This is a genomic window from Methyloversatilis sp. (genome assembly GCF_030698125.1).
In the GTDB taxonomy this organism is placed as follows: Bacteria; Pseudomonadota; Gammaproteobacteria; order Burkholderiales; family Rhodocyclaceae; genus Methyloversatilis.
The window spans coordinates 26,160-41,436 of record NZ_JAUYNV010000025.1 but is presented as its reverse complement, the minus strand read 5'-3'; the positions used below and the strand labels follow the sequence as shown (position 1 = coordinate 41,436).

15 protein-coding genes are annotated in these 15,277 nt (G+C 65.9%); 4 read left to right on the top strand and 11 right to left on the bottom strand.

What is annotated here, in order from left to right; all coding sequences use genetic code 11:
- Positions 1–4: 4 nt before the first annotated feature.
- Positions 5–1,708, bottom strand: a complete 1,704-nt coding sequence (gene phaC, locus Q8Q80_RS09925) for a class I poly(R)-hydroxyalkanoic acid synthase (protein WP_305632766.1) — start codon at positions 1,706–1,708, stop codon at positions 5–7.
- On the opposite strand from phaC, the gene Q8Q80_RS09920 reads away from it, so the two are divergent.
- Entirely contained in the window at positions 1,698–1,823 is a 126-nt protein-coding gene (locus tag Q8Q80_RS09920; protein ID WP_305632765.1) for a hypothetical protein, read from the top strand. The genes phaC and Q8Q80_RS09920 overlap by 11 nt on opposite strands.
- Before the next feature lie 397 nt (positions 1,824–2,220).
- Here the strand turns inward: Q8Q80_RS09920 and Q8Q80_RS09915 are convergent, their stop codons facing one another.
- From Q8Q80_RS09915 to rluD, 3 genes are read right to left on the bottom strand one after another with little or no spacing between them, the layout of a single operon-like run.
- The gene (locus tag Q8Q80_RS09915) at positions 2,221–3,111 is read right to left on the bottom strand and encodes a ZIP family metal transporter (RefSeq protein WP_305632764.1); all 891 of its coding nucleotides are present in this window, start codon (positions 3,109–3,111) and stop codon (positions 2,221–2,223) included.
- 32 nt (positions 3,112–3,143) lie between these two features.
- Entirely contained in the window at positions 3,144–3,899 is a 756-nt protein-coding gene (gene pgeF / locus Q8Q80_RS09910; protein WP_305632763.1) for a peptidoglycan editing factor PgeF, read from the bottom strand.
- Complete coding sequence (rluD, locus tag Q8Q80_RS09905; RefSeq protein WP_305632762.1) at positions 3,896–4,861, bottom strand: 23S rRNA pseudouridine(1911/1915/1917) synthase RluD; 966 nt, start codon at positions 4,859–4,861, stop codon at positions 3,896–3,898. Before rluD ends, pgeF begins: the two co-directional genes overlap by 4 nt.
- Between rluD and Q8Q80_RS09900 the strand changes: the two genes are divergently transcribed.
- Genes Q8Q80_RS09900 through Q8Q80_RS09890 form a run of 3 tightly spaced genes read left to right on the top strand, consistent with a single transcriptional unit; the run spans position 4,860 to position 7,507 of the window.
- Positions 4,860–5,654, top strand: coding sequence for an outer membrane protein assembly factor BamD (locus Q8Q80_RS09900; RefSeq protein WP_305632761.1), 795 nt, complete (start codon positions 4,860–4,862; stop codon positions 5,652–5,654). The genes rluD and Q8Q80_RS09900 overlap by 2 nt on opposite strands.
- A gap of 57 nt (positions 5,655–5,711) precedes the next feature.
- Entirely contained in the window at positions 5,712–6,149 is a 438-nt protein-coding gene (locus tag Q8Q80_RS09895) for a universal stress protein (protein WP_257078442.1), read from the top strand.
- Positions 6,116–7,507, top strand: a complete 1,392-nt coding sequence (locus Q8Q80_RS09890; RefSeq protein WP_305632760.1) for a sigma-54 dependent transcriptional regulator — start codon at positions 6,116–6,118, stop codon at positions 7,505–7,507. The genes Q8Q80_RS09895 and Q8Q80_RS09890 overlap by 34 nt, the downstream gene beginning before the upstream one ends.
- A gap of 483 nt (positions 7,508–7,990) precedes the next feature.
- Here the strand turns inward: Q8Q80_RS09890 and Q8Q80_RS09885 are convergent, their stop codons facing one another.
- From Q8Q80_RS09885 to epsA, 7 genes are all read right to left on the bottom strand, one after another.
- Positions 7,991–8,701 carry a (5-formylfuran-3-yl)methyl phosphate synthase gene (locus Q8Q80_RS09885; RefSeq protein ID WP_305633044.1) on the bottom strand — a complete coding sequence of 237 codons (711 nt, stop codon included), beginning with the start codon at positions 8,699–8,701 and terminating at the stop codon, positions 7,991–7,993.
- Positions 8,702–8,706: 5 nt separating this feature from the next.
- Complete coding sequence (locus Q8Q80_RS09880; RefSeq protein WP_305632759.1) at positions 8,707–9,270, bottom strand: DUF447 domain-containing protein; 564 nt, start codon at positions 9,268–9,270, stop codon at positions 8,707–8,709.
- Positions 9,267–10,772, bottom strand: coding sequence for a DUF6513 domain-containing protein (locus Q8Q80_RS09875; RefSeq protein WP_305632758.1), 1,506 nt, complete (start codon positions 10,770–10,772; stop codon positions 9,267–9,269). Before Q8Q80_RS09875 ends, Q8Q80_RS09880 begins: the two co-directional genes overlap by 4 nt.
- Positions 10,724–11,344: a flavoprotein gene (locus Q8Q80_RS09870; protein ID WP_305632757.1), complete on the bottom strand. Its 621-nt coding sequence runs from the start codon at positions 11,342–11,344 to the stop codon at positions 10,724–10,726. The genes Q8Q80_RS09875 and Q8Q80_RS09870 overlap by 49 nt, the downstream gene beginning before the upstream one ends.
- The gene (locus Q8Q80_RS09865; protein ID WP_305632756.1) at positions 11,334–13,307 is read right to left on the bottom strand and encodes a sigma-54-dependent Fis family transcriptional regulator; all 1,974 of its coding nucleotides are present in this window, start codon (positions 13,305–13,307) and stop codon (positions 11,334–11,336) included. The genes Q8Q80_RS09870 and Q8Q80_RS09865 overlap by 11 nt, the downstream gene beginning before the upstream one ends.
- Before the next feature lie 224 nt (positions 13,308–13,531).
- Positions 13,532–14,356 (bottom strand): ankyrin repeat domain-containing protein, encoded by an 825-nt coding sequence (locus tag Q8Q80_RS09860; RefSeq protein WP_305632755.1) that lies wholly within the window; start codon positions 14,354–14,356, stop codon positions 13,532–13,534.
- Complete coding sequence (gene epsA, locus Q8Q80_RS09855; protein WP_305632754.1) at positions 14,353–15,150, bottom strand: XrtB/PEP-CTERM-associated transcriptional regulator EpsA; 798 nt, start codon at positions 15,148–15,150, stop codon at positions 14,353–14,355. The genes Q8Q80_RS09860 and epsA overlap by 4 nt, the downstream gene beginning before the upstream one ends.
- Positions 15,151–15,277 lie beyond the last annotated feature (127 nt).

The following is a 15,277-nucleotide window of genomic DNA, read 5'->3' as shown; positions in this document are numbered from 1 at the left end:
TTTCTCAAGTCGTTGCCAACCCTTTCACATACCGTCCGGGCGCTGCTTCAATCACCGGGTGTCGAGCGTTGCCGGGGGCTTTCGGCGCGGTGACCTTCTTGCCGGACTTGCCTGCCAGCCATACGGCGTAGTGCTTCCACCAGCTGCCTGGATGCTCAGTCGCACCCGCGCGCCATTCAAGGGCATTCGATGCATCGCCGCCGGTCCAGTGCGAGCGCTTGTCCTTCGACACCGGATTGATGGTGCCTGCGACGTGTCCGCTGGCGCCGAGCACGAAGGTGGTGTCGCCACCGAGCAGGCCGCGCGCCAGGTAGGCGCCGGTCCAGGGCACGATGTGATCTTCCGACGTGGCAAGCAGGTAGGCCGGCATGTCGATCTTGCCCAGATCCAGCCGTACGCCGAGTACTTCGAGCTTGCCCGGCACGCGCAAGCTGTTTTCCAGATACAGATTGCGCAGATACCAGACCAGGAAAGGCCCGGGCAGATTCGTGCTGTCGCAGTTCCAGTGCAGGATGTCGAACGGCGGCGGTGTTTCTCCCTTGAGGTAGTTGCCGACCACGTAATTCCAGATCAGATCGTTGGGCCGCAGGCTGCTGAAGGTCTGCGCCAGTTCGCGCCCGGGCAGCACACCGCCGCGACCGATCGTTGCCTCGCGCGCGGCCACCATGCCTTCATCGATCAGGCAAGCGAGTTCGCCAGCGTCGGAAAAGTCGAGCAGCGTGGTCAGCAAGGCCATGCTGGCGGCCGGTTTTTCGCCGCGACCGCAGGCCACGGCGAGCGCCGAGGCGAGAATGGTGCCGCCAACGCAGAAACCCAGCGTGTTCGGCTGTGCGTCACCCGTGATGTCGCGTACGACATCCAGCGCCGTCAGCGGACCGAGACCGAGGTAATCTTCCCAGGTCAGTTTGCCCATCGAGTCGTCCGGATTGCGCCACGACACGAGGAAAACGGTAAAGCCCTGTTCGACCAGATAGCGCACCAGCGAGTTTTCCGGCTGCAGGTCCATCAGGTAGTACTTGTTGATGCAGGGCGGAATGATCAGCAATGGCTTCGCATGCACCTTGGCGGTCAGCGGCGCGTACTGGATCAGCTGTATCAGCGTGTTCTCGAACACCACCGAGCCTGGCGTCACGGCCAGATTCCTGCCGACCTCGAAGGCACCCGGTGCCGACATCGAAATGTAGCCCTGCTGCAGGTCGCGCAAAAGGTTTTCCATGCCCTTGCGGATGCTTTCGCCCTCCGTGCGCAGCGCCGTCTGGATGAATTCGGGGTTGGTCGCGGCGAAATTCGCCGGCGACATCGCCTCGATCATCTGCTTCGACAGGTAGCGCATGCGCTCCTTGGCACGTCCGTCGGCCACCGGCGTCGCCTCGATGCATTCGCGCATGAAAGCCGAGTTAAGCGCATAAGCCTGGCGCAGGTAATCGAAATACGGGCTTTCCGACCATTCCGGCGCCCGGAAGCGACGATCCGACGGATCCATCCTGACCACCGGGGTACCCGGTTCATCGGATTTGCGCTGGGTGAAGGCCTGCCAGAGCTGATGCTGGTTTGTCAGCCACTGCTGATGCAGGGCGTTGAAGCGCTCGGTTTCGGGCGGCGGAAAACCGTTTGACGGAAACGGTGTCTGAGCGATAGCGGGGCGAGCAGCATCCGGAAGCTGCTGGCGTGCCATGAAATCACTGAAGTTGCGGCTCATGGCAGTCATGATGGCCATCCAGTCCTGGGTCTGTTCGCCGGATGAAGGCATTGAAGAAGACCCGGGGCTTGCCGATTCGCTGCTCATCTATTTCGATCCTGTCATTCCTGAGGTACCCGGATGAACGGCAAGCGACGGTAAGCTGCGGCGTCATCGGGTACGGATATACGGCTACCGAGCATAGCAGCGGCAACATCAACGGACCTGTCTTCAGGTCCGGCATTGCATGAATGGAGCACATTTATACCTTGCGCCATCCAGCATCGCCAAGAATTGTTGCATTGCACAAAAACTGTGTCAATCCCGGAATGCGGAAGGAGTCACACCGGATGTACATCGTCGCCATCGCCTGGATCTACGTCGTGCTGATGATGTCGATCACCGAAAAGTCCGTCATCGCCGGCATCATGACCTTTGTTTTCTACGGTCTGGCGCCGCTGGCCCTCTTCTTGTGGATTTTCGGCACGCCTGCGCGACGGCGTGCCGCCCACCGCAAGGCGCTGCTCGCACAACCCGAAGCTTCAGTGGGCGAATCCGTCGACCAGATGGTGGATCAGCACGATGCTGCCGATGCCGGCCGAAATGAGCACCACCTGCTGAATGGTGGCGGACAGTTCGGCCCGGCGGTGCAGACCGGGGATCAGGTCGGCGACGGCGACGTAGATCATGCTGGCCGCCGCGATGCAGAGCAGATAGGGCACCGCCCCTGATATCGACGCCAGCGCGAAGTACGCGCCCACGGCGCCCACCAGCGTGGCCATGCTCGACAGCAGATTGAAGGCGAGCGCCTTCAACCGGCTCATGCCCGAGTGCAGCAGCACCAGATAATCGCCCACTTCCTGAGGAATTTCGTGCGCCACGATGGCGGTCGCGGTGACGATGCCGAGCGGAATGCTCTGCGTGAAGGCAGCGGCAATCAACACGCCATCGACAAAATTGTGAAAGGCGTCGCCGATCAGGATCAACGATGCGCTGCGCATCGATTCTTCGCTGCCGTAACCATGCGCATGCCCCCCGCCCGCGACGAGGCTGTGCGCCTGGAGCGCCACGGGTGCAGTGGCCGGCGCGACCGGCCGGTACGAATGCGCAGTCGAGGCGCGTTTCACTTCGACCGGATCATGCGCCTCGCAGCTGACTTCATGGCAGTGCCGCCACAGCACCAGCTTCTCCAGCAGGAAAAAACCGAGGATGCCGGCCAGCAGAATGCTCGTGGCCAACTCGACGCTGCCGATTTCGGTGATCGCCTGCGGCAGCACACCCAGCAACGATGCACCGAGCAGCGCACCGACCGAATAGCTGATGAGCAGCGGGATAGTGTGCGGCTTCGCGGCAAAACCGACCAGGGCAGCGGCACATACACTGATCACGCCGCCCACGAACGAGGCAAGCACGATCCACATTAGTACAGACATAAAGTGCAGCGCGTAGCTGAAAAGAGGCCGGATTATCCTTGATCCGGCGGCGCAGCGGGGCCCGCCGTCAGCCAGATCAGGCTGGCCATGCGTCCGGTACGTCCGTCGCGTCGGAATGAATGGAAAAGCCCGGCCTGTCCGACCGTACACAAACCGCCTCCATACACCGCATGCACGCCGGCCTGCGCCAGTTCGAGCCGGGCCAGCCGGTAGATGTCGGCAAACAGCCGGTCGCCCTCGCCGGGCCTGAAGGCATCTTCTGCGCGGGCCAGCCGTGCGGTGAAGACGTCCTTCACTTCAGGCCCGACCTCGAAGGCATCCGGCCCGATGGCCGGACCGAGCCAGGCAAGGACATCGGGCGCCGGACAGCCCATGCGCTCGACGGTACGGCTGAGCACCCCGGCGGCCAGACCTCGCCAGCCTGCATGCGCGGCGGCGACCACCGTGCCCTGCCGGTTGCAGAACAGCACCGGCAGGCAGTCGGCGGTCAGTACCGCGCACACCGATCCCGGCTGATGCGACACCGATGCGTCCGCACACGCGGTGCGGTCGCTGTCCGCATCCGCCACGTCCGCGCCGTGCACCTGATCGAGCCACAGCGGTTCGGCCGGCAGGCAGGCGCGCAGCAGCGCACGATTGGCCGCAACCGCATCCGGATCATCGCCTACGTGCGATGCCGGGTTGAATGGACCGAAAGGCGGCTGGCTGACACCGCCGAGCCGGGTCGTCACGGCCGCATGCACGCCGGGCGGTGCCGGCCAGTCGGGGCGGATCAGCGGCAGCGTCATCGGGGAATGCGCAGGCTGTCGATCAGCTGCACCATATCGTCCGGCAACGGTACTTCCCAGCCGACTTCGATGCCGCTGCGTGGGTGAATCAACCCGAGGCGCCAGGCGTGCAGCGCCTGCCGGCCGAACTGCGCCGCAACCGGGCGCGGCGCATAGGTGTCGTCACCGAGCAGCGGATGACCGATGGATGCCATATGCACGCGTATCTGATGCGTGCGGCCGGTTTCCAGCCGGCACTCGAGCGCCGTGGCATCGCGCAGCCGGTCGCGTACCGCGTAGTGGGTGCGCGCCGGCCGCCCGGTTGGCACGACGGCCATGCGCGTGCGGTGCACCGGATGACGGCCGATCGGCGCGTCCACCACCCCGTCGGTCCGCACGGCGCCGCTGACCACTGCGATGTAGCGGCGCGACACGGAGCGTGCCTGCAGCTGACGCACCAGATCGGTCTGCGCCTCCAGCGTGCGGGCCACCACCAGCAAGCCGGTCGTGTCCTTGTCCAGCCGGTGCACGATGCCGGCGCGCGGCACCTGCGCCAGCGCCGGAAGGTGATGCAGCAGTGCATTGAGCAAGGTGCCGTCCGGCACGCCATTGCCCGGGTGCACGACCATGCCGGCCGGTTTGCTGATCACCAGCAACGTATCGTCCTCGTGAATGATGTTCAGCGGGATGTCCTGCGGCGCATGCACGGTATCGGCCGCCGGTGCGTCAGGATCGAGCTGGAGCCGCTCGCCGGTGAAGGTCCGGCGCCGGGTGTCGCTCACCGACTCCTCGTCCACCTTCACCCGGCCCGCGCGCAGCCAGTCCTGAAGCCGCGCCCGCGAGTACTGCGGCCACACTGCGGCCAGCACCACGTCGAGCCGCTGGCCGACCACGCCGGGCGGCACCACTGCATGAAGTCGATGAGCGGGCTGCTCGGCGATATAATCGTCGTCTTGAATCTCTTCCAGGGCTTGTTCGGTCATGTGGCGTATTTTAACGATAGTGTTTGTGGTGATGCTGTCTGCTGGCTGCAACCTCCTGCCGAAGAAGATCGACGAAACTGCCAACTGGTCGGCGCAGCGCCTCTACACCGAAGCCAAGCAACTGCTCGACGAAGGCGCCTTCGAGCAGTCGGTCAAGATGTACGAAAAGCTGGAAGCGCGTTACCCCTACGGCCGCTATGCGCAGCAGTCGCAGATCGAGGTGGCCTATGCCTACTACCGCTCGGGTGATCGCGTTCAGGCGCTCGCCGCCTGCGAACGCTTCATCCGTCTGCACCCCAATCACCCGAACATCGACTACATCTTCTATCTGCGCGGTCTGGTCGACTTCAACGAAGACATGGGCTTCATGAGCAAGATTTCGCGTCAGGACATGACGGAGCGCGACCCCAAGGGTCTGCGTGACTCATTCGACGCGCTCAAGGAACTGATCACCCGCTATCCGGACAGCAAGTATGTGCCCGACGCCAAGGCGCGCATGGGCTACCTGGTCAATGCGCTGGCCGCCGCCGAAGTGCATGTGGCGCGTTACTACTTCCGCCGCGGCGCCTACCTCGCTGCCGCGAACCGCGCACAGTTCGCGATCAGCAATTTCCAGGAATCGCCGTCGACCGAAGAAGCGCTGTACATCCTCACACGCTCGTACGAACAGCTCGGCCTGAGCGATCTGCAGGAGGACGCACAGCGCGTCATGGTGAAGAACTTTCCCGACAGCACCTATCCGGAACTGGGTTTCCAGGACGGCAAGGACGACCCGTGGTGGAAGCTCTGGTAAACATCGTGCCGCGCAGTCCCGCGCGGCAGATCTGAATGCATCGACAGGGAGCGTCCCATGTACAGCAAGGTCCTGCTCGCCTACGACGGATCCGAATCCGGCCGCCGCGCGCTGTTCGAGTGTGCCGACATCAACAACCTGCTGCACGCCGACATCCACCTGCTCGCGGTCGCTCCCATCGCGCCGACCTTGTTTGTCGCCGAAGGCTTTGTCGCCGACGTGCCGCAGGAAGAGGAGAACGCGCGCTTCGCACAGGTGCTGGACGATGGTCTGGCCCAGCTTGCCGCGCGCAATGTCAAGGCAGCCGGTCATCTGGTGACCGGTGACGCAGTGCGCGAAATCAGCCGCATGGCGCGCGAACTGAAGGTCGACCTCATCGTTATCGGACACAAGCACCACCCGTCGCGGCTTGAGCGCTGGTGGAAGGGTTCGGTCGGCGCCTCGCTGGTCGAGGAAGCACCGTGCAGCATCCTGGTCGCCGTGCAGAACCCGTGACGGCTGCGGCGCGCGCGAGCACGCGCGACTGGCAGCAGTACTCGGTGCTGGTGGTCGATGATGAAGAAGGCATGCGCAGCTTCATCACGCGCGCTCTGGGTTCGCGCTGCGGTCTGGTGGAAGCCGCCGGCAGCGTTGAATCCGCGCAGCAGCTGTTCGCCCGGCTGCACTTCGATCTCATCATCCTCGACATCACCCTGCCCGGTCGCAGCGGACTCGAATGGCTCAATGAACTGCGCGAACAGGGGCATCAGTGCGATGTCATCCTGATCACCGCGTTTGCCGACATCGAAACCGCCATCAATGCGCTGCGTGCCGGCGCGTCGGACTTCATCCTGAAGCCCTTCCGCATCGACCAGTTGATGAATGCCGTCGGTCGCTGCTTCGACCGCGCCGGCCTGCTGCGAGAAAACTATGTGCTGCGCCGGGAGATCGCACGCCAGACCGAAGGCGTCGAGGGCATGGTCGGCGAATCCGCGCCGGTACGTGAACTGGCCACCGTACTGCGGCGTGCCGCGGCAATGCCCAGCACCGTGCTGCTGACCGGCGAATCCGGGGTCGGCAAGGAAGTCGCTGCGCGCGCACTGCACCAGATGAGCCCGCGCGCCGCCGCTCCGTTCGTGCCGGTCAATTGCGGCGCCATCAGCGCCGAACTGATCGAATCCGAACTGTTTGGCCACGTAAAAGGCGCCTTCACCGGCGCACAGGACAATTACCCCGGCCTGCTGTTCTACGCCCAGGGCGGCACGCTGTTCCTGGACGAAATTTCCGAGCTGCCGCAAGCCATGCAGACCAAGCTGCTGCGCGTGCTCGAAGACCGCATGATCCGCCCGGTCGGTTCGACGCGCGAAGTCCCGGTCGACATCCGCATCGTCGCCGCCAGCAACCGCGACCTTGCAGCAGAAGTGCGCACCGGCCGTTTCCGCCAGGACCTGTTCTACCGGCTCGACGTCGTGCGCATCACCATTCCGCCGCTGCGCGAAAGGCGTGAAGACGTGAAGCTGCTGATCGCCCACTTCATGGCGCAACTGTCGTCCCGCCTCGGTGTGGCGCCGATTCCGCTCGATCGCGACACGGTGTTGCGCATGGCCGGCTACGACTGGCCGGGCAACATCCGCGAACTGCGCAACCTGGTCGAACGCGCCCTCATCCTCGGCTATTTTCCGGCCGACGCCCTCGGCAGCCTGTCCCCGCCCGCCGCAGGCGAGCGCACAGCGCTCGATGACGTCGAACGCAAGCACATCCTCGATGTGCTCACCGCCTGCGGCGGCAACAAGTCCGAAGCCGCCCGCCAGCTGGGCGTGTCGCGCAAGACCATAGAACGCAAATGCGCACAGTGGGGTGTCGCCGGGGTTTAGCGACGCATGCGTCGCTCCGGCGACACGGGTCGGCTGTACCCAGCCGACCTCCCTCTCAAGGGGTTTAGCGACGCATGCGTCGCTCCGGCGACACGGGTGGTACGGCCGATTCGTTGGGCATCGCTGCGCTCACCCCAACCTACGGGTCGCGCGTTGCGGACGGGAAGTTCGTAGGTTGGGGTGAGCGCAGCGATGCCCAACAACAGGCTGAAGACGGGCGACCGACCAACGCTCAGACGACCGCATCGTGCTCTATGACGCGCAGCCGCTGCCGCGCTCGCGCCCGACGCACAGCCGATCTCCCACATCCGGCGTTCAGCAAACGACCGGTTTGCCCCGGCGACACGGTTGGTACGGCCGAATTGGTGGGCATCGCTGCGCTCACCCCAACCTACGGGTCGCACAGTACGTAGGGAAGTTCGTAGGTTGGGGTGAGCGCAGCGATGCCCGACAGCGGGCTGAAGACGGGCGACCGACGAGCCGTCAGACGACCGCGTCGTGCTCGATGGCGCGCAGCCTCTGGCGCACGCGCCGCACCGCTTCGCTGTCGAGCTCGCTGCCGCGCTTGGCCCCGATACACAGCGCGCCGCGAAAGCCAAGGTAGTCCGGAGCCTGCGCCGCCACTGCGTCGATGTGCTCCATGCGCAACGACCCGGCCAGGCCGCACATGAGGCCGCGGCCGTGAGCGCGTGCGATGAAATCTGCCAGCCACCCGGAAGACGCGACATCGCACAGGCTAGCGCCCTGCTTCAGCGCCGTATCGACCATGACACCGTCGAAACCGGCTTCGGCCACCGCGTCCACCAGTTCAAGCGGCGGCGCGAGATCGGCGAACAGCACCGCAATGCGGCGTACGCCGGGCAGCGCCTGCAGCCCGGTGAGACAGCCGAACACACCGGCGTAGTCGCGCCCGCCGTGCGCCCAGCCGCGCGGAAACAGGCCGGCCTTCACGTAATCGACGCCGGTGGCCGCGACGCGCGCCATCGCTGCCTGCAGTTCGCTGGCATCCGGGTCGATGTTGCCGGCGGTGGCGCTGGTAATCGTGCGGCCGGCAACGAAGTCGACGACTGCGCGGATGACATCGACCGGCAGTGCACCGAGAGCGCCGTCGGCAGGGTTTTTCAGGTCGATCAGGTCGACGCCGGCGTCGAGCACGATCTGCGCCTCGGCCAGGTCACGCACGCTGGCGAGCATGCGGATCAAGACTGCACTCCGGCGCGATGGGCGTCGATCTTCTCGATCAGCCAACCCCAGGCCTCGCGTTCGGCCGGGCCGGCGGTCTTGTCGATGGCAATCTGCAGATAGGCCAGCTCGGCATCGATCTTCTCGATGGGCAACATGTGCAGACGGCTGACCAGGATGGCGGCTTCGACCACCGCTGATCGTGCGCGGTTGAAGCCGGGAAACGCACCATGACTGGCTTCATGCACGGTGCGACAGTAAAGACGCGGGCGGACATCGTCTTCCTCGACCTCGACCAGTTCCAGTTCGCGATGGGCCAGCGTGTTGACCAGCCGCGCGCAGGCAACTTGTTCACCGGGCTGAACCGGCCAGTCGCGCCGGCCGGTCAGACACCCGGCGAACACGCGCACATCGTCGGTGAAATTGACCACCGCCACGCGGTTGGCAAGCACGTTGTCCAGCGTGGACGACGGGCGGAACGGCGACAGTACGGTGAGCCCGCGCTCCTCGCGGATGCCCAATGGCGTGACGTGGGTGCGACCCTGCACGTCGACGGTGGTGAGTATGGTTTCCCAGATCATGGCGTGTCCTGTATGCGGTCCTGGTCGGGATCCTGTGTGCCGTCGGGCATGCTGCCTTGTTGTGCGTCGGCCAGCCGGTCAGCGGCCCTCTTGGGCTTCTTCTTCGTGGTGCTGCCCGGCGCGCGATGCACCTGCAGGTCGACCGGCTTCGGATCGACCGCAGCGCCCCACTCCAGCTCTTCATCCTGCGCGTAGCGCTTGCCCAGCTGATACGCGATCTGCGCGCGCGCCAGCTCCACACCGAGGTAGAACGCATGACCGGCGTCGTCCTCGACGCCCAGCTTCGGGTACAGATCGAACGGGTCGGTCGCGACCTGGTGGCCGTCGCGGTTGTAAATGTGCACGCCGTTCTCGGCAACCTGGATGCGGAAATTGCGGTCGCGCACCGCGCCGGCCACGTCGACGATTTCCTGCGGCGTGTCGGTGTAGGGTCGGCGCGCATGCGTGGTCATCAGCGCACCGGAATAGTCGCGCGGCAGCGCATTGTCCTCGCGCGCAGCGAACATGATGCGGCGCGCCCAGTCGGCCTCGCGCACGGCGCGCCGCGCATGCGGGCTGACTTCGGTGGCGAGGATGGCGCCCACGCGCAGCTCCGAAATGATGCCCATCAGCAGCGCATTGATGCCGCTGGTGTCGGCGTCGGTCAGTTCGGTCAGATTGCCCACGCCCATCATCATCGGAATGTCCGGGTGGCTGCGTCGCAGGTCGTGGAAACGCACGATGGACGCGGTCAGCCCGAAGTGGATGGGTTCCAGTATCGGGTCGGCGAAGAAAGGCCGGCCGCGCTCGACCATCAGGTCGATCGCACGACGCAGTGAATCGAGGTCGCCCGGCGTGTTCGGGATCAGGATCGGCGTGGCGTCGACCTCGTCGGCCACCCACAGCGTGTCTTCCTTCAGGCTGAGCAGGAAATCCGCGCCGGCATGGGCACCGCGCAGCAGGTCTTTCGGATCAAGCGAATCGACGCTGACGCGGAAACCTTCGGCCTTGAGTGCGCGCACGCAGTCTTCGAGATGCGGAAAATCGGTGTCGGGCAGGCAACCGATGTCGATCACGTCCGCCCCGTCGCGCCGGTAGCGCTGTGCGCGTTCGACGACGGCGGCCACTTCGACCCGCGGTGCATCGACGATCTCGGCAAAGATCAGCACGTCGCGCTTCGACAGGTCGGCCACCTTCGCCTTGCGCCCGAAGTGCAGCGGCAGGTCCTTCAGTTCGTCCGGCCCACGCTGCACCGGCACGCCATAGTGCTGCGCCAGCGCCTCGAGATCGCCACGGCAGCGGCCGGGCACGATGATGCGGTCGGCGGCGACCGGCGCCGGCAGGCGGCGACGGATCAGTTCGGCCGTCATCAGCCCGGCGACATTGATGCCGATGTCCAGCACCTCGGGCGTGAAGGGCAGCGGCTGCATGTCGTCGAGTATCCGGTGCAGGCTTTTCTGCGCCAGATGCCCGGTCAGGAAGAGGACGCGTTCGACGGAGCGGGCGGAGTCGTTTTCAGGCATGCCAATCTTCGCTTGAGCGCTGCGTTCAGCGCCTCGACGCTGTCGACCACGGTCACGTGTTCGAAGGTCCCGAGGGTCGCGGTGTGTGCGAGGTCGATGGCGCGCGGGTACAGCGTCACCCATTCGCTGGGCGATTCGGTGATCACCACCGGCTCGCTGTCGCACGCGAACACGATGGTCGGAATGCGCAGCTTGCCGGCCTGCGCAAAGATATTGCTCACCAGCGTATCGGAAATGCCCAGTGCGCACTTGGCCACGGTGTTTGACGTCGCCGGCGCGATCACCACGGTGTGGTACTGGCCCTGGTAGAACAGCCCGACCGGCGCCGCGCTCGCGGTGTTGTCGCGGAAGATGCGATAGCGCTTCTTCATGTCGGCCAGCGGGTAGCCGTACATGTTGAGCACTTCTTCGCCGGCGCGCGTCATGAACAGATCGATGCTGTTCATGCCGTCCGCCAGTTCGAGCGACTCTTTCAGGAAGTGTCCGGAACCGGTCAGCCCCCACGCGATGCGTGCGTCTGGCAGCAGCTCAAGAGGGTCCCACTGCGGGTCGAGCCGCGGATCAGAAGCCATCACCCACCTGCGCATCGGTATCGATATCGAGCCGTTTCATCTTGCGGTAAATGGTGTTGCGGCTGACGCCCAGCTCACGCGCCAGCCCGGCGATGTTCCAGCGGTGTCGCCGCAACTCGCCCAGCAGCGCATCGCGCTCGGCCGACTGCAGCGGATTGAGGTTGCTCGGCGGTGCAGACGGCACAGCCGCCGTCTCGTGCACAGCTTCGTGCGCGACGATGGCGGGCGGCGGCTCGGGCGCATCCAGCATTTCGGCCGGCATGTCGCGCAGCGTGATTTCAGGTCCGTCGCACAGCGCGACCAGCGTGCGCAGCACATAGCGCAGCTGCCGGATATTGCCCGGCCAGCGGAAGCGGTCGAGCACATTCATCGCCGCATGGCCCAGGCGCACCGGCGGGTGGCGCCCGGCACTTTCCTCGCTCAGGCAGCGCTCGATCAGCGAGCGGCGGTCAGTGCGCTCGCGCAACGGCGGCAGACTGATTTCCATGCCGCGCAGACGGTAGTACAGGTCTTCGCGGAAGCTGCCGTCGCGCACCATGGCGCGCAGGTCACGGTGTGTCGCGCACACCAGCTGCAGATCGACCGGCACCGCGTTCTCGCCACCCAGCGGTGTCACCTTGCGCTCTTCGAGCACGCGCAGCAGGCGTGCCTGCAACTGCAGCGGCATGTCGCCGATCTCATCGAGGAACAGCGTGCCGCCGTCGGCCTGCAGCACCTTGCCGCGGCGGCCGTCGCGATTGGCGCCGGTGAAGGCGCCCTGCTTGTAGCCGAACAGTTCGGATTCGATCAGTGCTTCGGGCAGCGACGCGCAGTTGATCGCGACGAAAGGCCCGCGCGCGCGCTGGCTCGACGCGTGAAAGGCGCGTGCGAACACCTCCTTGCCGGTGCCGGTTTCGCCGGCGATCAGCAGCGGAATGTCGCGATCGAGGATGCGCATTGCGCTGTGCACATTGCCGGCCATGCGCAGGTCGCCCAGGTCCAGCTCGGCCAGCGCCTGCGCCGCCGATGCGGAATCGCTGGCGCGCGTACCGCTCTGCGTGCGGGTGCGCGAGGGTTGCTGGGCCAGCAGATGCCAGGTCTGGTGCTGCGGCATCGACAACGCGAGCGGATGAAAGCCGGCGCGGAAGGTGCGTGACAGCAGTTCCGGCAGTGACTGGCCGAAGAATTCGGTCACCTCGCGTCCGAGCAGCGCTTCGCCTTCCGGTGACAGCAGTTCGAACGCGATGTGATTGGCTTCGATCACCTCACCCTCGGGCGACAGCGCGAGCAGGCCGTCGACCGCGGTCAGGACTCGGCCGGCATGGGCGTGGAAGCGGATGATGTAGTCGGCGGCGTGACGGGCACGGAAGGCGCGGTGCTCGATCACCCGCGCCGAGCGCTCGATCAGCGCACGCAGTGCGCGTGCCCCGCCCGGAGCCAGCGAACACACGGCAAGCACCGCCGCCGCCTCGCCAACGCCGTCGTAGATCGGTGCCGCGGCGCACACCATGTCTGTATGGCGGGCAAAAAAGTGCTCGTGGCCCGCGATCACCAGCGAATGGCGCTCGGCCAGTACGGTGCCGATGCCATTCGTGCCCTGCACGTCCTCGCTCCAGCGCGCGCCTTCAACCAGTCCGCGCAGCGACGCTTCACGCGCAAAGCCGGGGTGACGCACGATGCTGACGATGACGCCCTCGGCGTCGGCCAGAACCAGTGCCGACTGCGGGTCGTCGAGCTGGCGGTGCAACGTCTGCATTTCCGGGATGGCGCTGTCCATGACTTCGCCCAGCCGGTCGCCGCGCTCGCGCCAGGCCTGCGGCGCCAGTGGCGGCGGGCTGTCTTCGGCGGCCGGGTCGAGCCCCAGTTCGTGAAAGCAGCGCAGCCACGAGCGGGCCACAAGTTCGTGGCCCGCCGGGCGTTGCGGACGGCTGATGATGGCGTGAACCGAACGGACGTGTTCCGCCACCGAATTGGAAGACACCATGAATTCAAGCCTTGGGAGCCCGGGCCGCTCAGAGCGCGCCACGGTGTGCCGGACGCATCGTTTTGCAGGCCGCGCAGGTCGTGGAAATAACAGCGGATGGTATCACCGGGGCAACATCCCGGGCCAGCCGGCGCCTTGTCCAGCTGGACATGCACGGCTGCACACGCGCCGACGGTGGCCGGATCGCCGGGTGGAGCCGGGAAAGTGCGGCCCGGCGCAGCTCGTCAGTCGTAGATGTCCGTCGACATTGCGCCCGGGTCGGCGCCGAGCGCCAGCAGGTGAGCCACGGCCAGGCGCTGCCGCTTGAATACCGCCCAGTACAGCGCGTTGAAGCCGCCGCCGTCGGTGATGTTGGGGTCGAAACCGGCCGTCAGCAGCTGGTCGAGCACGTTCAGATGACCGAGGGACGCGGCGAGCGACAGCGCATGGCGGCCGAATTCGCGCTCGGTCTGGAATTCCCACTGCGGCCGGTGGCGCAGCAGCACGGCCACCACCTCGCTGCGGTCGAGCATCACCGCGTCGATCAGCGGCGTATGGCCGTTCGAGCTTTTGGCGTCGATGTCGGCACCTGCGCGCACCAGCAACTCGGCCACCTTGTGATGGCCGGCGAGCGCCGCCGCGCCCAGCGGCGTGAAGCCTTTCGCACCACGCCGGTCGACGTGTGCGCCGGCGTTGATCAGCGCGCGCACGAATTCGGTCTCGCCAGCCGCCGCGGCATGAACCAGCACGCTGTCGCCCCACACGTCTCGTACGTTGGCCGGCGCACCGGCCTTCAGCAGTTTCGCTGCGGTGACCCACTCACCGCGACGCGCAGCGGAGAGCAGCGCGATATCCGCCGCACGATAAGCGCGCGGATCGACGTCGGCACCACTGCGCCGGATGTCCGCATACTCAAGCGCGGTCACCGGCACGGCGGCGCGCGGCCGCTCGGGCTCGGCGATGCGGCCCTGCCATTCGGGCGGCACATCCTGCGCCTGCGCGCCGGTCATCCACAGCCCCAGCAGAAGGAAAATTGTCTGACGCTGCAGCATCGATATCGTCCTCTTCATGACATGTCCCGCGCCGTTTCGGCGCCGCCTTCGTGTGCGCGCAGCGCAGTGACGCGCGCCACCGCCTGTGCGCGGTTGGTCACGTCGAGCTTGCGCAGGATTTTCTGGATGTGGTTTTTCACGGTCAGCGGGCTGATGTCGAGGATCTGCCCGATTTCCTGATTGGTTTTGCCTTCGCGCACCCAGTCGAGCACCTGCAGTTCGCGTCCGCTCAGCGTCGCCTGCAGCGGCGGGCGAACGCCATTGCGCTCCCCCGATTCGGCGCGCTCGAACTCGACGATGCGCAGCAGTGCCAGATGCAGGTTGGGCATCAGCAGCTCGATGTGGCGCGCGTCCTGACTGGTCGGCGCCGCCGGCACACCGAGCAGCGCAAAGAACGTGGACTGCTCGCCGCGTGCCTCGCGACAGCCGTGCGCCAGGGCATGTTCGATGCCCAGCGTGCGCAGCAGCGCCGTGCTGCTGTCGCGGTTGCGCGGCCCGCTCGAGCGGGCCAGCGGTTCGCGCGCGCCGTTGCGCCAGTCCTCGACCAGACGTCCTATCAGTCCGTCGACCGGATGGGTCATCTGCGCCTCGATTTCCGGCGCCAGCACCGAACGCGAAAACACCAGCGCGCGGAAGTTGCCGCGCTCGAGGTCGCCACAGGCGCACAGCAGGGTTTCGTGCGGCAGGAATGTCTGCAGCGAACCCTGCGCCCAGAGGAAAAACTGGAAGCGCTTGACCACCCGGATCGACGTTTCGATCGTGAACAGCAGCAGTTGAACGTCGACCTGTTCCTGCGCGAGCGATTCTTTCATGGAGCGCCTGAACGGTCGTGAATGTCTGGACGCGAGACCGGTCCGTCGTAGTCTGCGGTGTGTCCGGTCCGCGAGCCGCGGATGGGAAGCGCTGACGCGGGAATACCGCAATTCGCGAGAGCGGATT